The sequence below is a fragment of the Streptomyces sp. CA-249302 genome, from assembly GCF_050936785.1.
Taxonomy (GTDB): domain Bacteria; phylum Actinomycetota; class Actinomycetes; order Streptomycetales; family Streptomycetaceae; genus Streptomyces.
Genome location: NZ_JBNJMG010000001.1, coordinates 8,437,349 through 8,456,447, shown reverse-complemented (window position 1 = coordinate 8,456,447; position 19,099 = coordinate 8,437,349). Strand labels below are relative to the sequence as shown.

Sequence of the window (19,099 nt, the reverse complement as noted above, 5' to 3'; positions counted from 1 at the left end):
ATTGATGAGAAGGAAGCTCTGGAACTGATCCAATCCAGCCTGTTCTTACTCAGTCAAGAGCAGCCCGGTCACCAATTGGCCTCAATGCGTGATCAGTTGTGAATGCAGTGTGAACAGACCGCGGTGGATACGGCCGCGCTTTGTAACGGATTCTTGACGTAGGGCGACGCCCTTGATCGTTCCATGAGGCGGTAGTCTCACCGCAGTTGGCGTCGGTCACAGCGGTGTGCGGGGGCCGCTTCGATGCCATCTCGCACCATTTTCAACGATATCTTCAGCGATCAGAATCGGTCACGCGCGGCGCCACGTCGCCGCGCACGATGAGATCACCTGTGAAGGAGGCCCGGTGTCCACGAACGAGGTGGACGCGACCGCCCGGCCGACCCCGCCGTCGCCACGGCGCGGCATACGGGGGTTCGCCGACCGGTGGCCGTTCAGGCGCAAGCTCAACCTTCTGGTCGGCGTACCGCTGGCCGTCGTGGCCGTCCTGCTCTCCTATCTCATCGCCGACCAGGTGAGCCAGGCGAGCAGCGCGTCCTCCGCGGCCGACCTGGTGCGCAACAGCGAGCAGGTCGCCTCCCTGGTCAACAAGGTGGAGAGCGAGCACCAGCTGGCGATCCTGCTCTCCGTGCGCTACGAGGCCGGCGGCCAGGGCACCGAGTCCACGCTCGCCGCCTACCGCCGGGCGCAGGAAGCGGTGGACGCGCAGATCACGAAGGTGCGTGCCGCCTTCGGCGACGAGCTGCCGGACAGCGAGGCGCAGGCGCTCAAGGAGGTCGAGGGCCTCACCAGCCTGCGCGGGACCGTCGAGCAGAGCTATCTGCCCGCGAGCAACATCGACCCCGCGTACGACAACGCTGCCAGGACCGTGATCGACGGCCTGGGCCTGGACCGCAACGCCGAGCTCGCGGCCACCTTCACCGGCAACCTCCTCGACTCGCTGCTGCGCGCCGACGCCGCGCACGGCTCCTTCGAGACGGGCGTGTTCTCCGCGACGACCGGTGACACCAACGCCCAGATCGAGTTCACGACCGCCGTCGGGGCGTACGAGCTCTACGAGAACCAGACCCAGCGCTTCGGCCGGTTCGCCACCGAGAAGCAGGGCGACGAGCTCAACGGCATCGAGCACACCAGCGCCATGCGGGACATCTCCGAGGCGTACGCCGAGCTCCAGGTCGCCCCCAGCACCCTCCAGGCCGAGACGCCGGCCGAGATCAAGGCCGCCTTCAAGGACGCGCTGGGCGACTACCCGGCCTATCCGGAGCAGGCGGCGTCCCGGCTGAAGATCACCTCGTCGCTCATCGCCCAGATCGCCGACCGCGCCGAGAGCACCCGCGCCGACGCCGCCTGGCGCGCCGGACTGCTGCTGAACATCGGTCTGCTCGGCTTCGCGCTCTGGATCGCCTTCTCGATCATCGTGCGCCGCTCGGTGGTCCGGCCCGTCATGGCCCTCACCGGTGCGGCCCGGGAGGTCGCCGACGTGGCCGGGCGCGAGCTGGCCCGGGTGGCCGACGACGACGCCGAGGACGACAGCCCGCCGATGCTGCGGGAGATGCCGGTCACCGCGCGCGACGAGATCGGCGCGCTGGCCGAGGTGTTCAACCGGGTGCAGACCACGGCGATCGCGCTGCTGGAGCGGCAGGTGCTCAGCCGGCGCAACGTGGCCGAGATGTTCGGCAACGTCGGCCGCCGCGTCAGCAACCTGACGACACGCCAGCTGGCCCTGATCGACGCGGTGGAGCGCGGCGAGACCGACCCCGCCCTGCTCGAACGCCTCTACTCCATCGACCACATCGCGGTACGTCTGCGCCGCAACGCCGACAGCCTGATGCTGCTGGCCGGCATCCGCGAGACGGTCCTCGACTCCGGGCCGACCGCGCTCACCAACGTCGTCCGGGCCGCGCTCGGCCAGATCGAGGGCTTCCAGCGGGTGCAGCTGCACGCGCGCACCGAGGTCATGGTGGAGCCCGACATCATCGGCGACCTGACCCTGATGGTGGCCGAACTCCTGGAGAACGCCGTGTCGTTCTCGCCGGTGGGCAGCCCCGTCGAGGTGTACGTCAAGGACTCCTCCGGCGAGGAGTCCCCGGGCGGCGCGACGATCGTGATCGCCGACCACGGTCTCGGCATGGGCGCCGAGCGGCTGGCCGAGGAGAACGCGCGCCTGATCCGCCGCGAGCGCCTGGACGTCGTACCGACGAAGGTGCTCGGTCTGTTCGTGGTCGGCACGCTGGCCCGCCGTTGGGACGTCGCGGTGCTGCTGTCCCGTACGCCGGGCGGCGGTGTGACGGCTGAGGTGACGGTGCCGTCGGGGCTGCTGCTGGCGATGAGTCCGGTGGGGGTCGCCGCCGGCGGCTCACCGCGTGCGCAGGCCTCCGGCGGTCCGGCGGTGGCGCGGACTCCCGGCCGGGCGACCACGCCCGCCTGGGCCGACAGCGGCGACAGCGCACCGGCCGACGCCTCGCCGGCACCGGCTGCCGCGTCGGGCCCCCGTCCGGCGGCGGCCGCCGGGGAGTACACCGGCTCGACGCACGACGGCCCGCGCACCGGCACGCCGAGCCCGCTCCCGCGCCGGGTGCCGCGCCGGGAATCGGACACGGACGCTACCCCGACGGCCCCGGACCCGATCGCAGACGTGACTCCGACAGCCCCGGACCCGATCGCGGGGGCGGCCTCGGCGGCCTCGGCGGGCCCCGGCGCGGCCCCGTCCGGTGCCGAGTCGGCGCCGTTCATCCCCCAGGCCCGTACCGAAGAAGCCGGCGTCGCCCACGCCCGGTCCGATGATTCAACCCCCGGGCGGACCGGCGGGCTTGCTCAGCCGGTATCGTCTTCCGAGGTCAGGGCTGGTGGGACAGTGCCGTCCGTCTCCTCCCCGACCGGAGCCGTGCCGCCCGGCGACGGCTCCGCCCGCCCGCTGCGCCGCCGGGTCCGCGGGGCCACCCTGCGGACCACCGTCGACGCCGCCCAGCAGGCGGCCCGGCAGGTCGCGAGGCCCGCCGACGCGGACGCCGTCCGGGACTCGCTCGACGAGTTCGAGGCGGCCGTGGCACGCGCCAACCGCGACAGCCGCGCGGCCGACGAGCACGGCCTCGGCGACGCGGCCCGCCGCCCCGGACCCGCCGCGACCGACGCGCACCCGACCACCCCCGACCCGCACGACCAGAACCACCTCCCGGAAGGAGCCGAGCAGTGAGTACGTCGACAGGTGACACTCCCCGCGCGGGGGCCACCACGCCGGCCGAACTGCAGGCCGCGGCAGCCGACTTCACCTGGCTGCTGAACCGTTTCGCGACCGAGACCGCGGGCGTCGTCGACGCCATCGCGGTGTCCTCCGACGGACTGCTCATCGCCGTGTCCGAACTGCGCGAGCACGCCGACTCCGAACGGCTGGCCGCGATCGTCTCCGGTATCACCAGCCTGGCCGCCGGCGCGTCCGGCAACTACGGCCTGGGCGGCCTCAACAAGGTCATCATCGACCTGGAGGGCGGCCATGTCCTGGTCTCCGCGATCGGCAGCGGCGCCGTGCTCGGCGTCGTCACCGACAAGGAGGCCAAGCTGGGCAACATCGCCTACGAGATGACGCTGTTCGCCAACCGGGCCGGCAGCGCGCTCAGCCCGCAGCTGGTGCTCGCGCTGAAGAACAGCGTCGGCTCCCCGACCGCGCTCTGACCGAGCGACCGAGAGACGGACAACCCTCATGGCGGACGGCTCCCCACCTCCGGGCCCGGACCCGGTCGGTCCCGCCCCCGCCGTACGGCCGTTCCTGGTCACCGCCGGCCGGGTGGCACCCACCGCGGCCGGCCGGCCGGTGCCCGTCGAGACCCAGGTGGTGGCCACCGCCGAGGGTCTCGCCGTGCTCGACGGGCTCTCCTTCGAGCAGCACGACATCGTCGCCGCCTGCCGGCAGCCGCAGTCCATCGCGGAACTCGCGGCCCGGCTGCGGCTGCACCTGAACGTCGTGCGGGTCCTCGCCGAGGACCTGCGCGCCACCGGGTACCTGGTGGTGCACGTTCCCGACTCCGGCGTCACGCACGACGCCACCGTCCTGCGCAGGGTCATCGACGCCCTGCGTGCCATACCCGACTCCCGAGGGGTACTCCGTGACTCCGACTGAACCGGCCGCCACCCTCGCGGCCGCTCCGGTGGCCGCCGTACGACCGCCGCTGCCGGTCAAAATGGTGATCGCGGGCGGCTTCGGCGTGGGCAAGACCACCGCCGTGGGCTCCATCTCCGAGATCGAGCCGCTGACCACCGAGGCCGCCATCACGGAGGTCGCGGCGGGGGTGGACGACCTCACCCACACGCCTCGCAAGACCACGACCACGGTGGCGATGGACTTCGGCTGCATCACCATCGACCCGACGCTGAAGCTGTATCTGTTCGGGACGCCCGGGCAGGAGCGGTTCGGGTTCATGTGGGACGACATCGTGGAAGGCGCGGTGGGAGGTCTCGTGATCGTCGACACGCGGCGGCTCGACGACTGTTATGCCGCGGTGGACTACTTCGAGCATCGGCAGATTCCGTTTGCCGTCGCCGTGAACGCGTTTGACGGGAAGGTCGAGCACACGCTGGAAGAGGTTCGGTGGGCGCTGGACGTCGCCGAGCGGGTGCCGGTGCTTGTGTTCGACGCGCGTGAGCGGGGGTCTGTGCGGGACGCTCTGTTGGTTGTGCTGGAGCTTGCGTTGGCTCGTAGCCAACGGTGACGGCGTGAACAAGCCCCCATCGGTCCGTTGTTGTCTGCGGGCCGGTGGGGGCTTGTCGCGCCCGCGCGGCGGTAGCCGCAAATCGAATGCAGCCCCGCGCCCCTTACGGGGCGCTTCGGCGTACCCCTGGTGACACTGTGAAGCGGGCTATCGCCCCGAAGAAGCCCAGGGTTACGAGAGCCAGGACGGCCACCAGTGTCGCCCCGCCCACCACCTTCTCGTAGTTACGTTGGTAGAGGCCGTCGACGATGTACCGACCGAGCCCGCCCAGCGAGACGTACGCCGCGATCGTCGCCGTCGACACGATCTGGATCGCTGCCGAGCGCAGGCCGCTGAAGATCAGGGGGAGCGCCACCGGGAGTTCGACCTGGAAGAGGACCCTCGACTCGGCCATGCCCATGCCGCGGGCCGCGTCCACGGGGGACGGGTCCACGGAACGTACCGCCTCGTAGGTGGTGACCAGGATCGGCGGGACCGCGAGGACGACCAGCGGGATCATCACCGGGGTGAGGCCCAGGCCGAGGAGGACGAACATCAGGACCAGGAGGCCGAAGCTCGGGAGGGCTCGGCCTGCCGTGGCGATGAAGGCGACCGTGTTGCCGCCGCGGCCGGTGTGGCCGGTGAGAAGGCCGATCGGGAGGCCTATGGCGGCGGCTATGGCGAGGGCGCCGAGCGAGTACTGGATGTGTTCGCGCAGGCGGGTGGGGATGCCGTCGTAGCCGTGCCAGTGGGCGCTGTCGCTGAAGAAGTTGTTGATGAAGTGGAGGACGTTCATCGGACGGCGTCCTCCAGTGCGGCCTGCGTCGGTTCGGGTTCGTCCACGGGACGGGGTTTGCGGTTGCCGCGGGGCATCCAGGGGGTGACCAGGACGCGGAGCAGGACCAGCAGGGCGTCGGCGGCGATGGCGAGGACCGCCGTGCCGATGACGGACAGCCAGACCAGGCGCGGCTGGTGGTAGATCATGCCGTCGTTCAGGAGGTTGCCGAGGCCGCCCTGGTTGCCGATCAGCATGCCGACGCTGACCAGGGAGATGCTGGAGACCGTCGCCACCCTCAGGCCGGCGATGATCGCCGGCGCGGCGATCGGCAACTGGACCTGGAAGTAACGGCGTACGGGGCCCAGGCCCATGGCCGTGGCCGCGTCGAGGGTCTCCTGCGGGACCGAGCGGACGCCGTCGACGATCGCCGGGACGAACACCACCAGGCTGTAGATGCCCAGCGGGATCATCACGGTCGTCTCGGTCTGGCCGGTGTAGTCGATGAGGACCACGAAGAAGGCCAGGGAGGGGATGGCGTAGAGGATCGTCGTGACCCAGAGGACGGGTGGGTACAACCAGCGCAGCCGGACGCACAGCTGGGCGATCGGGAGGGCCACCAGCAGGCCGACAACGACCGGGATCAGGGCCTCGCGCAGATGCAGGCCGACCAGACCCCAGTACGTGTTCTGCAGGTCGCTCGGTATGTCGAACAGGCCGCCGTTCATCCGGTCTCGACCTTCTCGTCGCTACGACCCTCCGCGTGCGCGGCGCGGATCGCCTCGCCGATGGTCTGCTGCGAGACCACGCCGGCCACCCGGCCGTCGGCGCCCACCGCGACCGCCCAGCCGGTGGGCGAGAGCACCGCGCCGTCGAGCGCGGCACGCAGCGACTCCTTGCCGTGCTCGAAGGGCCGCCCGTACGGCAGGAGCCGGGCCGGGTCGACGCTCCCCGCGGTCAGCCGCGCGGGCTCGCTCCAGCCGAGGGGCTTGCCGTTCACATCGGTTACGAGGAGGTAGGGCACGTCCTTCGCGGTGCGGGCGGCGATCTGCTCGGCGGTGGCGTCGACGGCCACGATCGGGGTGGTGAGCAGGTCGAGGCCGGCCGAGGAGAAGAAGGACAGCCGCCGGATGCCCCGGTCGGCGCCGAGGAAGTCCTCGACGAAGGCGTCCGCCGGGTCGGAGAGGAGTTCGGCGGGGGGCGCGAACTGGGCGAGATGGCCGCCGGTGCGCATCACCGCGACCATCGTGCCGATCTTCACCGCCTCGTCGATGTCGTGCGTGACGAAGACGATGGTCTTGCCCAACTCGTCTTGGATGCGCAGGAGTTCGTCCTGGAGCGTCTTGCGTACGACCGGGTCGACGGCGGAGAAGGGCTCGTCCATCAGCAGCACCGGCGGGTCGGCGGCGAGCGCCCGCGCCACACCGACGCGCTGCTGCTGGCCGCCGGAGAGCTGGTACGGGTACCGCTTGGCCATCGCGCCGTCGAGGCCGACCCGCTCCATCAACTCCCGCGCCCGCGCCCGGGCCTTCGCCTTGTCCCAGCCGAGCAGCCGGGGCACGGTCGCGATGTTGTCGACGATCGTGCGGTGCTGGAAGAGACCGGCGTTCTGGATGACGTAACCCATGGACCGCCGCAGGGTGTTCACCGGCTGCTGCGTGATGTCCTTGCCGTCGATGGTGATCGTGCCCTCGCTCGGCTCGATCATCCGGTTGATCATGCGCAGGGTCGTCGTCTTGCCACAGCCCGAGGGGCCGACGAAGACGGTGATCGAACGGTCGGGTATCTCCAGGGAGAGGTTGTCGACCGCGACCGTGCCGTCCGGGTACCGCTTCGTGACTGAATCTATCCGTATCAAAACGCCGAATACCCTTCGGGTCTGGACCGTTGGAGGCTGAGTCTAGACGGTTTTTGTTTCAATACTTCTTCCGGTGCATGGCCGGATTCAGGCGCCCCGCCGAACCGCCTTTCCGGCCCCCGGCCTGGGTGTCCGTCCTCAGTCTTCTGTGGCAACCCTGTGAGTCCGCTGATTCTCACTCCTCCTTCAGAACCCGCTCAGGGACCGCACAGGAACCGGCTCGATGGTCAGGGCCATGAGCGAAACGAACGCGGGAGGCGTCCGGCGCCGGTCGGTCGAGATCGTGGTGCCGGTCTACAACGAGGCGCACGTCCTCGCCGACAGCATCGGCCGTCTCCACGCATACCTCGAAGAGTCCTTCCCGTTCCCGTTCCGGATCACGATCGCGGACAACGCGAGCACGGACGGCACCTGGCAGGAGGCGACGGACCTGACCCTCCGCCTCCCGCACGTGCACGCCGTGCACCTGGCGGCCAAGGGCCGGGGCCGCGCCCTCAAGCAGGTGTGGTCCGAGTCCACCGCGGATGTCGTCGCCTACATGGACGTCGACCTCTCCACCGGTCTGGAGGGCTTCCTGCCGCTGGTCGCGCCGCTGCTGTCCGGGCACAGCGACCTCGCCATCGGCAGCCGGCTGCACCGGCAGTCGGAGGTGGCGCGCGGCGCCAAGCGGGAGTTCATCTCCCGCTCCTACAACCTGCTCCTCAAGCTCGGCCTGGCGGCCCGCTTCTCGGACGCGCAGTGCGGCTTCAAGGCCGTACGCACCGACGTCTTCCAGGCCCTCGCCCCGCACATCGAGGACACCGCCTGGTTCTTCGACACCGAACTGCTGGTGCTGGCCCAGCGCAACCGGCTCCGCATCCACGAGGTCCCGGTCGACTGGGTCGACGACCCCGACAGCCGGGTCGACATCGTCCGCACCGCCCTCGACGACCTCAAGGGCATGCGGCGGATGTTCCGGTCCACGATGACCGGCCGTACCCGCATCGCCGTACCCCGGCGGACCGGCGCTCCGCAGGTGCCGCCCGCCCGAACCACCGCTGACATCCTGCCCGTTGGGGCGAACGACTCTTCCCACCTGGAGTACGCGTCATGACGACCCTCGCCCCGCCGCCCGCGCCGCCCGCCCAGGAGGGCAGGCACCGGGCCGCCACCCCGCCGGTCTCCAAGGTCAGAAGGCTGTTCGCCGGCGCCCCGGAGGACCCGCGCTGGGCCCGCCCGACGCTGTGGGCGATTCTGGTCCTGGCCACCGCCCTGTACGCCTGGAACCTCTCCTCCATCACCGGCAACACCTTCTACAACGCGGCCGTCTACTCCGGCACCAAGAGCTGGAAGGCCTTCTTCTTCGGCGCGCTGGACTCCGGCAGCTTCATCACGGTCGACAAGCCGCCGTTCGCCCTGTGGGTGATGGGCCTCTCGGCCCGCGTGTTCGGTTACGGCACCTGGCAGTTGATGCTGCCGATGGTCGCGGTCGGCACCGGCTCGGTGGCCCTCCTCTACCGCCTGGTCAAGCGGGACTTCGGAGTCGTGGCGGGCACGATCGCCGCCCTCACGCTCACCCTCACCCCGATCACGGTCGCGATCAACCGGGACACCAACCCGGACCCGATCCTGGTCTTCCTGATGCTGCTCGGCGCGGCCGCCCTGCTGAAGGCCGTACGCACCGGCCGGCTGATGCCGCTGGTGTGGTCCGGCGTCGCCATCGGCTTCGCCTTCAACACGAAGATGATGCAGGCATACGTCGTCCTGCCCGCGTTCTTCCTGGTCTACCTGTGGGCGGCGAACGTCTCCCTCGGCCGTCGTATCCGCAACCTGGCCGTCGGCACGGTGGCGCTGATCGCCTCCAGCGCCTGGTGGATGGTGGTCGTCGACCTGATCCCGGCCTCCTCCCGCCCCTACATCGGCGGCTCCACCGACAACACCGTGTGGGACCTGGTCATCGGCTACAACGGCTTCGGCCGGATCTTCGGAGCCAGCTCCTCGGTCGGTTCGCAGGGCAACGGGGCGAGCTTCGGCGGCAGTTCGGGCTTCTACCGGATGTTCAACGACATCATGGGCGGCCAGATCTCCTGGCTGATCCCCTTCGCAGCGATCGCCCTGATCGGCGGACTGGTGCTGCGCGGCCGGGCGCCGCGCACCGACGCCAAGCGGGCGGCGCTGATGCTCTGGGGCGGCTGGTTCGTCCTGCACTACCTGACCTTCTCCCTCGCCGAGGGCACCTTCCACCCGTACTACGTCACGGCCATGGCCCCCGGTATCGCGGCTCTCGCCGGTGCGGGCGGGGTCGAGCTCTACCGCGCCTTCAAGGAGGGCTCGGCGGCCAAGTGGGCCTGGGTGCTCCCGGCGGCGATCGCGGTCAGCTCGGTCTGGGCGATCGTCCTGCTCCAGCGGGTCTCCGGCTCCGGGACGCTCTACACGGTCGCCGAGATCGTGGTCGGCGTCGCGGGTGCGGCAGCCGTTCTCGGTCTGCTGGCCGGGCGGTTCATGAAGCGGCAGAAGCTGGTCGGCTTCGCGGCCCTGGCGGCGATCGTGGCGCTGCTCGCCGGCCCGGCGGCCTACTCGGCCTCGGCGGCGACGAGCGCGAGCACCAACGGCACGAACCCGACGGCCGGACCGAACACCGGTGGCGGTATGGGCGGCGGTGGCGGTATGGGCGGCGGCCCGAGCGGCTCCGCAGGCAAGACGGGCACCAAGCCCAGCGGTTCGGCTCCCTCGGGCAGCGGCGGCCAGTCGACGGGCCAGGCGCCGTCCGGTACCGGCGAGAGCGGCACCGGGAGCAGCAGCGAGTCCCAGACCGGCTCTACCGCCGGAGGCACGGGCGGCGGTGGCATGGGCGGTGAGGTCAGCTCCGCGATGATCACGTACCTGAAGAAGCACCAGGACGGCGCCACCTGGCTGGTGGCGGTGGCCACCGACCAGACCGCGTCCTCGATCATCCTGGAGTCCGGCCAGCCGGTCATCTCCATGGGCGGCTGGTCCGGCAGCGACAACGCGATGACCCTGGCCAAGCTGAAGAGCCTCGTGAAGTCGGGCAAGCTGCACTACATCGTGGTCAGCAGCAGCGGCGGCCAGTCCACCAACTCCGAGATCTCGACCTGGGTCAAGAAGCACGGCACGGCCGTGAGCGCCTACAGCGGCCTGTACCGCCTGGACGCCTCCGACGTCAACTGACCCTCCTTACCCCCCACCCCAAGCGGGCGGGCCGCCGGACTCCCCTGCCGGCGGCCCGCCCTTCGTCATGCCCGGGTTTCAGCCCGCCGGCCCCGCTGAAACCGCCGTGAAGCCGCCCTGAATCCGGCCCCCGGCACGCTCTGCGGCATGAACCCGACGCACCCGAAGACACCGGCGATCGAAGCCACCGGACTCCGCAAGGCATACGGCGACAAGGTCGTCCTCGACGGCATCGACCTGCACGTCCCCCGAGGCACGGTCTTCTCGCTCCTCGGCCCGAACGGCGCCGGCAAGACCACCACCGTCCAGATCCTCTCCACCCTGATCCGCGCCGACGCCGGCACCGCCCGCGTCACCGGGCACGACCTCGCGGCCGACCCGCAGTCCGTGCGGGCCGCGATCGGCGTCACCGGCCAGTTCTCCGCCGTCGACAACCTGATCACCGGCGAGGAGAACATGGCGCTGATGGCGGACCTGCACCACCTGGACCGCCCCGAGGGCCGCCGTGTCATCGCCGGACTCCTCGAACGCTTCGACCTCGTGGACGCGGCGAAGAAGCCGGCCGCCGCCTACTCCGGCGGTATGCGGCGGCGCCTCGACATCGCGATGACGCTGATCGGCTCCCCCGAGGTGATCTTCCTCGACGAGCCGACGACCGGTCTCGACCCGCGCTCCCGGCACGCCGTGTGGCAGATCGTCCGCGAGCTCGTCGCCGACGGCGTCACGGTCTTCCTCACCACCCAGTACCTGGAGGAGGCCGACCAACTCGCCGACCGCATCGCGGTGTTGAACGGCGGCCGGATCGTAGCCGAGGGCACCCCGGACGAGCTCAAGCGGCTCGTCCCCGGCGGCCATGTCCGGCTCCGCTTCCTCGACCCGGCCGAACTCACCCGCGCCGCCGCCGTGTTGGGCGTGGGACAGCGGGACGACGAGGCGCTCACCCTCCAGGTCCCGGGCGACGGCAGCGTCCACACCCTGCGCGCCCTGCTGGACGCCCTGGACAACGCGTCCGTGGCCGTCGACTCCCTCACCGTCCACACCCCCGATCTCGACGACGTCTTCTTCGCGGTCACCGGCCGCCCCGAGCAGGAAAAGGTGCAGACCCGATGACCACGAACCCGACCACCGTCCGGAGCCTCCACCTGCGCGACTCCCGCACCATGCTCCGCCGCAACCTCCTCCACGCCCGCCGCTACCCCTCCATGACCCTCCAGGTCGCGATGATCCCCGTCTTCCTGCTGCTCCTCTTCGTGTACGTCTTCGGCTCCGCGCTCGGCGCCGGAATCGGCCAGGGCGGCGACCGCACCGCGTACCTCTCCTACCTCGTCCCCGGCATCCTGCTGATGACCGCGGGCGCCGGTTCCATCCCGACGGCGGTCGCCGTGTGCACGGACATGACCGAGGGCATCGTCGCCCGGTTCCGCACGATGGCGATCTCCCGGGCGTCGATCCTGGTCGGCCATGTGGTCGGCAGCGTCATCCAGACGGTCGTCAACCTGGTCCTGGTGACCGCGGTCGCCCTGGCCATCGGCTTCCGGCCCGACGCCAACCCCCTGGAGTGGCTGGCGGCCTGCGGACTGCTCCTCCTCTTCGTCCTCGGGCTGACCTGGCTCGCGGTCGCCCTGGGCCTGATCAGCAAGACCCCCGAGGGCGCGAGCAACGCCCCGCTGCCGATCTCCTTCCTGCTCCCCTTCGTCAGCAGCACCTTCGTGCCGGTCGACTCGATGCCGTCCTGGATCCGCTGGTTCGCCGAGTACCAGCCCTTCACCGCGGTCATCGAGACCGTGCGCGGCCTGCTGACCGGCACGGCCATCGGTCACTACGGCTGGATGGCGGTGGCCTGGAGCGCGGCGATCGTGGTCCTCGGCTTCGTCTGGTCGCTCCGCCTCTTCGACCGCGACACCCACTGAACACCCCATCCGCAGAAGGGCAGTTGCCATGACCGCCGGGCACCTCGCCCCCGAACTCGTCGAGCACCCCGCCGGCTCCTGCGCCGACCTCCGCTCCCGCCCCGGCCTCGCCCACGCCGTCCTGCCGGGCCTCGACGCCCCCGTCCGGTCGGCCACCCGCCACGAGGACGTGAAGGCGGCGCTCACCGAACCCCGCCTGGTCCGCGACCGCTCGTCGGTCCCCGACTCGGAAATGCCGGACCCTCAGGCCGAGTTGCTCGCCCAGCACCTCGGCGGCCTGCCGCCCGAGTACGCCCGGTACCTCTCCGGACACCTGGCCCTCTTCGACGGCGCCGAGCACACCCGCCGCCGTAACCCCCTCGCCGGGCACGAACAGGCCGATCTCCTGGGCGAGTTCGCGTACGGCGACGGCAGTCGGGTCCTCGAAGGGCGGGGCGGGATCGTGGAGTTCGCGTTGGACCTGGTCGCCCGGCGCCGCGGCGAGCCGGCCGGCGACCTGGTGTCGGCGCTGCTCGCGGACGGCGGTACGGGCGACGACGAGATCGTCACCGTCTTCTTCCTGCTGATCGACACCGGCATCACCCCGCCGGCCCTCTTCCTCGCCCGCGCGGTCCCCGAGCTCCTCCGGTACGGCACCCTCGTGCGCATGGGCGCCACCCTCCAGTGACCTGCTGAGCCTGCCGGTCAGGCTGTGACCTCGGTGCGGGCCGCGGCCCGCAGCCCCTCCCGGTCCAGGGCGGCGTACGTGGACATCGCGTCCTCGTAGGCCGCCTTGTCGGCGTTCTCGGCCGCTGCGCGGGCGTGGGCCGAGGACATCGTCGGCTGGAAGTTGCGCAGGGCGCGGAAGCGTTCGGCGAGGGCGGTCAGCCGGGCGCCGCGAGCGCCGTCGCCGTCGGCCAGGGCGACCGTGCCGAGGGCGAGCAGCAGCGCGCCGCAGACCGGGAAGTCGACGGTGGCGTGGTGCGGGGCCGCCGTGGGCCGGGTCAGCAGGGCGGTGAGCCGGGCGGGCAGCGCGGTGGCCAGCGGCGCCACCAGGTCCGTACGGCCGTGCCGGGCGTGTGCGGTCAGGGCGACCGACTGGAGTTCCAACACCCAGCCGTCCATGAGGAGTTGGTCGCCCATGGGCGCGGGTCTGTTCGCCAGGCGTTCCAGCGCCCGGCGCCACAGGCCCAGCCCCGTCTCGACGTCGCCTCGTGCGAGGGCCATCTCGGCGCGGGCGCCCAGGTCGGGGGTGAAGGCGTCGGGGGCGGTGGCCTCCGGCTGGTGGCGCAGGGCCTCCTCCAACCAGTGCTCGGCCGCGTCGAGTTCGCCGGTCTGCAGATGGGCGAGCATCAGACCCCAGCGCATACCGATCGTGTCGTTCCACTCGCCGAGGCTCTCCAGGGCGTCCAGCGCGCGCAGCATGTGCGGCAGGGCCTCGCCGCCCCGCTCGGTCTGCAGGCAGAGTTCGGCGAGGCGGGAGGCCGGCCAGATCCGCAGCACCGGGATGTCCGCGTCGGCGAGCGCCTCGGCCATGCGGCGGGCGGCGGCGAGCGCGAGGTCCGGCTGGTCCTCGCCCTCCCACACATAGGTGGCGACGCAGTTGGCTATGCCCGCGAGCAGCGGCTTCCCGCTCTCGCACAGGCGGGCCAGCGCGCCGTGGTCCGCGAGTACCTCCGGCAGGGCGCCCAGCACCGCGGCCAGGGCCCGGACCAGCGTGTCCGGCTCCGCGGGCGGCAGCCGGCGCAGGGCGGCCAAGGGGCGTACGGCGCCTGGTCCGACGCCCAGGAACAGGCTCGCGGTCAGCAGCGTGACCGCGGTGCGGGTGGGTTCGACGTACTCGGGTCCGGGCCGGTAGTGGGAGAGGGGCCGGGCGGTGTCCTCGGTGAGCGCGATCATGCGCGGGTAGTTGGTCTCGGTGGTCCACAGGGCGCCGAGTACGGCGGTGACCGCGGCGACGGTGTCGAGGTCGTCCCGGGCGAGCGCGAGCCGCAGCGCCTGGACGAGGTTGTCCTGCTCGGCGCGGATCAGCTGCCAGGACGCGAGGGGGTCGGCGCCGAAGGGCGCGTCGTGGTGGGCGACTCCGAACTCCCTTGCCCAGTCCAGGAATCGCGCCGTGACGGCCGCCTCGCGGTGCACGGCAGCGAACTCACGGATCGTCTCCAGCATGCGGAATCGCGAGCCGTAGGCGGTATCGGCGACCTTGAGCAGGGACTGGTCGACGAGCTCTTCCAGGATCTCCCAGGCGTCGTCGACGAGTCGGCCGGCCGCCTCCGCGGTGAACCCGGCGGGGAAGACGGACAGTGCGGCCAGGGCGGACCGCGTCGGTCCGTCCAGCAGGTTCCAGCTCCAGTCGACGACGGCGTGCAGGGTGCGATGCCGCTGCGGGGCGTCCCTGGGGCCGCCCCGCAGCAGTGCGAACCGGTCCTCCAGACGCCGGGCGAGCTCCGCGACGGACATCACCCGCACCCGGGCCGCGGCGAGTTCGACGGCCAGGGGCAGCCCGTCGAGGCGACGGCACAGGGCGGCCACCGTGGCGGCGGGCAGGTCGGTATCCGGGCGGGCGGCGCGGGCGCGCTGCTCGAACAACTCGACGGTGGTGACCGGGTCCAGCTCGGGCAGTGGGTAGACGGTCTCGGAGGACAGCCCGAGCGGCGCCCGGCTGGTGGTGAGGATCCGCAGGTCCCGGGTCCCCGACACAAGGGCCCGGACCAGGTCGGCGACGCCGCGCACCACGTGCTCGCAGTTGTCCAGGACGAGCAGCGCGGGCCCGGAGCCGAGGACGCCGAGGATGCCGGCGACCGGCTCGGGGCCGGAGGCATCCAGTGCGGAGGCGACCTCGGCGGCGACGTCGGCGTCGGCGCGGACGCCGGCCAGCGGTACCAGGTGCACGACCCGCTGCTCGGCGTCCCGGGCGACGGCGCTCGCGAGGCGGGTCTTGCCGAGGCCGCCGGGGCCGACGACCGAGGTGACACGGGCGCTGTGCAGCAGCCGGTGCACGGCGGCGACGTGGGCGTCCCGGCCCAGCAGGGGGTTGGGCTCGTGCGGGACGCCGCGTCGGACGACGGGGGCCTCGCCGCGCAGGAGTTCCTGGTGCAGTTCCTGAAGTGCGGGCGCGGGATCGGTGCCGAGTTCGTCGCGCAGTCGGCGACGATGGGTTTCGTACGTGGTGAGGGCGACGGTGGCCGTCTGACAGCGCATCAACTCCAGGAGGAGTTCCTCGTCATGAGGCCGGTCGGCGGCCAAGTCGCCCAGCGGGCCGACGGCTTGGTCGCGGCGGCCGGTGCGGGCCAGGGCGAGCGCGCGGGAGCGGGCCAGGGCGTGCCGGGTGACGGCGCGTTCGGCGCGCAACTCGCCCACGGGATCACCGAGTTCGGGTTCCTCGGGGGCTGCGGCACCGTCCCAGAGGGCGAGCCCCTCCGCCGCCTCGGCGAGGGCGCCCGAGTGGTCCCCCGCCCGTGCCTTCTCCGCGGCCGCGGCGGCGAACAGCAGGGCGGCGGAGACGTCGACCTGGTCCTCGCGCAGCGCGAGGCGATACCCGGCGGGGGTGCTGAGAATGACCTCGCCTCCGAGCTGCTTACGGGCCCGCGACACGAGGATCTGCAGCGCCTTGCCGGGATTCTCGGGCCGCTCGTCCGGCCACAGCCCGTCGACCAGCCGGGCCACACCGCACCCGCCCCGCAACTCCCCGGCCAGCAGCGCGAGCAGCCCCCGCAGCCGGGGCGCGGTGATCTCCTGCCCCCGGTAGGCGACGGAGGACAGCAGCGTCAGCTCGATGGTCACCGGGTCAGGGTAGTCAGGCGGCCGTCGAGGACTCCCCCGCCACCGGAAACCCTTCCGTCCGCAGCACCCGCCCCTCGCCGTCCACCGCGAACACCTCGCAGCCCGGCAGCGAAGCGGCCCACTGAACGCCCTCCGCCCCCATCGCGAAGGCCGCCGTGGCCACCGAGTCCGCCTCGGTCAGGGAGGCGGCCACCACCGTCAGGCTCAGCAGTCCCGTCGCCGGCAACCCCGTACGCCCGTCGATGATGTGGTCGCCGCGCTCGTAGCGGGCGGACGTCGCGACAGCCCCGTCCGTCAGCTCAAGCACCGTGCACAGCTTGTCGGCGTGTTCGGGGTGTCGTACCCCCACTCGCCAGGGCCCGCCGGAGGCGACCACGTCGCCCCCGGCGTTCAGCACGAACCGCCTAGCCCCGGCCGCCTTCAGGAGCTCCGCCGCGCGCTGTACCGACCAGCCCTTCACCACCGCGCACGGGTCGAGCCCGCGTCCCGGCAGCCGTGCGTCGAACGCGCCGCCCGTTGCGAGCCGGTAGTGCTCGCACAGGGCGAGGACCTCGGTGAGGTCCTCGCTGAGTTCGTGGGCCGCCAGCTCGCCCCGCCCGTGGCGGGACACCTCGCTGTCTTCCTTGAAGGGGCTGAAGCGGGCGTCGACCTCGCGCAGCCAGTCGAAGACCGCGTCCGCCGCCGACTCGGGCACGTCCTCGTCGTCGACGCGGAGCGATACCGGGAAGCCCATGACATGTTCGACGCGATGCATACGATCAGCCCTTCGCGTCGATCGCGGCCTGGAGGGACTCCTTGTAGCCGTCGCTGGTGATGGTCGCCCCGGACACCGTGGCGACGTCGGCGCTCTGTGCCTTCAGCGTCTCAGAGATCAGCACCGGCACGGCGGCCGTCGTCTGCGGGTGGTTCGGCTGCTGGAGCATCTTCACCGCGGTGATCTTGTCGCCCTCGAAGGTCACCGACACCTGCACCGGGCCCTTGTCGGTGTTCACCGTCGAGCCCGAGACCGTCTTCGAGGCCGCGGCCGAAGCGGAGGCGGAGGCGGAGGCGGAGGCGGAAGGAGAGGCGGTGGAGGCGGACTCGGCGTTCGAGTCGATGGCCGCCTGGAGGGACTTCTTGTAGGCGTCGCTGGTGATGGTCGCGCCGGACACCGTGTCGATGTCCGCGCTCTGTGCCTTCAGCGTCTCAGAGATCAGCACCGGCACGGCGGCCGTCGTCTGCGGGTGGTTCGGCTGCTGGAGCATCTTCACCGCGGTGATCTTGTCGCCGTCGAAGGTGACCTGCACCTGGACGGGGCCCTTCTCCGTCTGCAGGAGCGTCCCCTTGACGACCGTGCCGGAGGAGGAGCCCGAGCCCGCGGAGGCGGACGCGGAGGGCGTGGAGGCCGACTCGGTGGTGGACGTCGTACCGCCGATGGACGGCTCGTAGCGCCAGACGGGGACCAGGCCCGCGATGCTCAGGACGACGACGGGTATGGCTCGCTTCACGATGTCTTTCCCGTCTTCCTCAGCCGGCCAGGCTGAAGCGTTCGAAGTGGGTCTGCTGCTTGGGCACGCCCAGGTCGGCCAGGGTGCGCAGCACGGCGTTCATCATCGGCGGCGGCCCGCACAGGAAGACGTCGCGGTCGGCGATGTCCGGCACCAGCCGGATGAGTTCGCGCGGGGCCAGCTTGTCGGGGACCGGCGGGCCGGTGACCAGGTGCAGCTCGGCGCCCTTGGCGACGGCGAGGTCGCGCAGCTCGTCGTAGAGGACGGCGTCGCGTTCGCCGGCGACCCGGTAGATGACGACCGCGTGGCCCTCGATGTCCTCCAGGAGGGCGCGGATCGGGGTGACGCCGACGCCTCCCGCGATGAGCAGGGACTCGGGCTTGGTGCGGTGCAGGGTGGTGAAGGCGCCGTAGGGGCCCTCGGCGAAGACGCGCGTGCCGACCTTCACGTGCCGCAGGGCGGCGCTGCCCTCGCCGGCCGCCTTGGCGGTGAGGCGCAGGCTGCGGCCGTCGGGGGCGGCGGAGAGGGAGAAGGGGTTGGCCTGCCACCAGCGGTCGGCGGTCAGGAAGCGCCACAGGAAGAACTGGCCGGCCTGCGCGGGCAGCTTGTCGAGGTCCTTGCCGGTGATGTGGATCGAGACGACGTTGTCGGACTCGGGGACGACCGCGGAGACGCGGAACTGGTGGCGGGTGTTGCGCCAGAGGGGAAGGACCAGGCGGCCGAGGACGACCGCGCCGAGGGCGACGGCCCACACGCCGTACCAGTACGTCTTGGCGGCGGACGAGGAGGTGAACGTCGTACCGACCGCGACCTGGTGCGTGAAGGCGAGGACGACCGCCACGTACGTGTACAGGTGGATGAAGTGCCAGGTCTCGTAGGCGAGGCGGCGGCGGGCGTAGCGGGCCGAGACGGCGCCGACCACGAGGATGATGCCGAACGCGACGATCGCGCGCAGGACGCCCTCGGTGGTCTCGGCGAGGTCGACGAGCTCGCTGACCGGGCCGACCCCGGCCCCGTCGGCGTATCCGAAGGTGATGAAGACGGCGTGCCCGAGCAGCGTCCACAGCAGGGCGAAGCCGGTCCAGCGGTGCCAGGAGGTCAGCCGGTCCATGCCGATGCGGCGGTCGAGCCACGGCAGCCGGGCCACCAGGACCAGCTGGAAGGCCATGACGAGGGCGCCGTAGAGGCCGAGGAGGCGGCCGATGACGATCAGCGCGTTCGAGGCGGCGAAGCCCGGCTGGGCGAAGAAGTAGGCGACCACGGCCGCGTTCGCGGCGAGCACGGCGTACAGGCCCGTGCGGGCCACCACCCTGGGGCGTATCGCCGTGGGGGGCGCAGGGGGTGATTGGACGGTCGTCACGGGACGGCAGCTCCTTGATCGGGTCCGGGTAACCGAGCTTCGCCGGTGGGAGCTGTCGAGAACCTGTCGGACTACTTACAACTCATTATCGATGTGC

General features: G+C 71.6%; 16 protein-coding genes. 9 read left to right on the top strand and 7 right to left on the bottom strand.

Annotated features, from left to right (window positions below):
• Positions 1-346 precede the first annotated feature (346 nt).
• From ACQEWB_RS38225 to ACQEWB_RS38210, 4 genes are read left to right on the top strand one after another with little or no spacing between them, the layout of a single operon-like run.
• Positions 347-3,193, top strand: coding sequence for an ATP-binding protein (locus ACQEWB_RS38225; protein ID WP_432839408.1), 2,847 nt, complete (start codon positions 347-349; stop codon positions 3,191-3,193).
• Complete coding sequence (locus tag ACQEWB_RS38220; protein ID WP_432839406.1) at positions 3,190-3,669, top strand: roadblock/LC7 domain-containing protein; 480 nt, start codon at positions 3,190-3,192, stop codon at positions 3,667-3,669. The genes ACQEWB_RS38225 and ACQEWB_RS38220 overlap by 4 nt, the downstream gene beginning before the upstream one ends.
• A 28-nt stretch (positions 3,670-3,697) precedes the next feature.
• Complete coding sequence (locus tag ACQEWB_RS38215) at positions 3,698-4,114, top strand: DUF742 domain-containing protein (protein WP_432839404.1); 417 nt, start codon at positions 3,698-3,700, stop codon at positions 4,112-4,114.
• The gene (locus tag ACQEWB_RS38210; RefSeq protein WP_432839402.1) at positions 4,101-4,703 is read left to right on the top strand and encodes a GTP-binding protein; all 603 of its coding nucleotides are present in this window, start codon (positions 4,101-4,103) and stop codon (positions 4,701-4,703) included. The genes ACQEWB_RS38215 and ACQEWB_RS38210 overlap by 14 nt, the downstream gene beginning before the upstream one ends.
• Positions 4,704-4,806: 103 nt before the next feature.
• Here the strand turns inward: ACQEWB_RS38210 and ACQEWB_RS38205 are convergent, their stop codons facing one another.
• Genes ACQEWB_RS38205 through ACQEWB_RS38195 form a run of 3 tightly spaced genes read right to left on the bottom strand, consistent with a single transcriptional unit; the run spans position 4,807 to position 7,315 of the window.
• Positions 4,807-5,478 carry an ABC transporter permease gene (locus ACQEWB_RS38205; RefSeq protein ID WP_432839400.1) on the bottom strand — a complete coding sequence of 224 codons (672 nt, stop codon included), beginning with the start codon at positions 5,476-5,478 and terminating at the stop codon, positions 4,807-4,809.
• A complete protein-coding gene (locus ACQEWB_RS38200) occupies positions 5,475-6,185 on the bottom strand; it encodes an ABC transporter permease (protein WP_432839398.1) in 711 nt (236 codons plus the stop codon). Before ACQEWB_RS38200 ends, ACQEWB_RS38205 begins: the two co-directional genes overlap by 4 nt.
• A complete protein-coding gene (locus tag ACQEWB_RS38195) occupies positions 6,182-7,315 on the bottom strand; it encodes an ABC transporter ATP-binding protein (protein WP_432839396.1) in 1,134 nt (377 codons plus the stop codon). The genes ACQEWB_RS38200 and ACQEWB_RS38195 overlap by 4 nt, the downstream gene beginning before the upstream one ends.
• 235 nt (positions 7,316-7,550) lie before the next feature.
• On the opposite strand from ACQEWB_RS38195, the gene ACQEWB_RS38190 reads away from it, so the two are divergent.
• The 5 genes from ACQEWB_RS38190 (at position 7,551) to ACQEWB_RS38170 (ending at position 13,060) form a co-directional block, all read left to right on the top strand.
• A complete protein-coding gene (locus tag ACQEWB_RS38190; protein ID WP_432839394.1) occupies positions 7,551-8,408 on the top strand; it encodes a dolichyl-phosphate beta-glucosyltransferase in 858 nt (285 codons plus the stop codon).
• Positions 8,405-10,483 carry an ArnT family glycosyltransferase gene (locus ACQEWB_RS38185; RefSeq protein WP_432839392.1) on the top strand — a complete coding sequence of 693 codons (2,079 nt, stop codon included), beginning with the start codon at positions 8,405-8,407 and terminating at the stop codon, positions 10,481-10,483. Before ACQEWB_RS38190 ends, ACQEWB_RS38185 begins: the two co-directional genes overlap by 4 nt.
• Positions 10,484-10,630: 147 nt before the next feature.
• Positions 10,631-11,593, top strand: a complete 963-nt coding sequence (locus ACQEWB_RS38180) for an ATP-binding cassette domain-containing protein (RefSeq protein WP_432839390.1) — start codon at positions 10,631-10,633, stop codon at positions 11,591-11,593.
• A complete protein-coding gene (locus ACQEWB_RS38175) occupies positions 11,590-12,393 on the top strand; it encodes an ABC transporter permease (RefSeq protein ID WP_432839388.1) in 804 nt (267 codons plus the stop codon). The genes ACQEWB_RS38180 and ACQEWB_RS38175 overlap by 4 nt, the downstream gene beginning before the upstream one ends.
• 28 nt (positions 12,394-12,421) lie before the next feature.
• Positions 12,422-13,060 carry a hypothetical protein gene (locus ACQEWB_RS38170; protein ID WP_432839386.1) on the top strand — a complete coding sequence of 213 codons (639 nt, stop codon included), beginning with the start codon at positions 12,422-12,424 and terminating at the stop codon, positions 13,058-13,060.
• Positions 13,061-13,077: 17 nt separating this feature from the next.
• Here ACQEWB_RS38170 and ACQEWB_RS38165 read toward each other — a convergent pair whose 3' ends face one another.
• From ACQEWB_RS38165 to ACQEWB_RS38150, 4 genes are read right to left on the bottom strand one after another with little or no spacing between them, the layout of a single operon-like run.
• Complete coding sequence (locus ACQEWB_RS38165; RefSeq protein WP_432839384.1) at positions 13,078-16,155, bottom strand: ATP-binding protein; 3,078 nt, start codon at positions 16,153-16,155, stop codon at positions 13,078-13,080.
• A gap of 13 nt (positions 16,156-16,168) precedes the next feature.
• Entirely contained in the window at positions 16,169-16,909 is a 741-nt protein-coding gene (locus ACQEWB_RS38160; RefSeq protein WP_432839382.1) for an FAD:protein FMN transferase, read from the bottom strand.
• 4 nt (positions 16,910-16,913) lie between these two features.
• Complete coding sequence (locus ACQEWB_RS38155) at positions 16,914-17,642, bottom strand: FMN-binding protein (protein WP_432839380.1); 729 nt, start codon at positions 17,640-17,642, stop codon at positions 16,914-16,916.
• 19 nt (positions 17,643-17,661) lie between these two features.
• Positions 17,662-19,002: a ferredoxin reductase family protein gene (locus ACQEWB_RS38150; protein ID WP_432839378.1), complete on the bottom strand. Its 1,341-nt coding sequence runs from the start codon at positions 19,000-19,002 to the stop codon at positions 17,662-17,664.
• Positions 19,003-19,099: the final 97 nt, after the last annotated feature.

Excerpts from the sequence above, each read along its gene's own strand:
- ACQEWB_RS38160 (WP_432839382.1), bottom strand. The coding sequence starts at position 16,909 with ATGCATCGCGTCGAACATGTCATGGGCTTCCCGGTATCGCTCCGCGTC.
- ACQEWB_RS38190 (WP_432839394.1), top strand. The coding sequence starts at position 7,551 with ATGAGCGAAACGAACGCGGGAGGCGTCCGGCGCCGGTCGGTCGAGATC.
- ACQEWB_RS38200 (WP_432839398.1), bottom strand. The coding sequence starts at position 6,185 with ATGAACGGCGGCCTGTTCGACATACCGAGCGACCTGCAGAACACGTAC.
- ACQEWB_RS38185 (WP_432839392.1), top strand. The coding sequence starts at position 8,405 with ATGACGACCCTCGCCCCGCCGCCCGCGCCGCCCGCCCAGGAGGGCAGG.
- ACQEWB_RS38170 (WP_432839386.1), top strand. The coding sequence starts at position 12,422 with ATGACCGCCGGGCACCTCGCCCCCGAACTCGTCGAGCACCCCGCCGGC.
- ACQEWB_RS38215 (WP_432839404.1), top strand. The coding sequence starts at position 3,698 with ATGGCGGACGGCTCCCCACCTCCGGGCCCGGACCCGGTCGGTCCCGCC.
- ACQEWB_RS38205 (WP_432839400.1), bottom strand. The coding sequence starts at position 5,478 with ATGAACGTCCTCCACTTCATCAACAACTTCTTCAGCGACAGCGCCCAC.
- ACQEWB_RS38175 (WP_432839388.1), top strand. The coding sequence starts at position 11,590 with ATGACCACGAACCCGACCACCGTCCGGAGCCTCCACCTGCGCGACTCC.
- ACQEWB_RS38180 (WP_432839390.1), top strand. The coding sequence starts at position 10,631 with ATGAACCCGACGCACCCGAAGACACCGGCGATCGAAGCCACCGGACTC.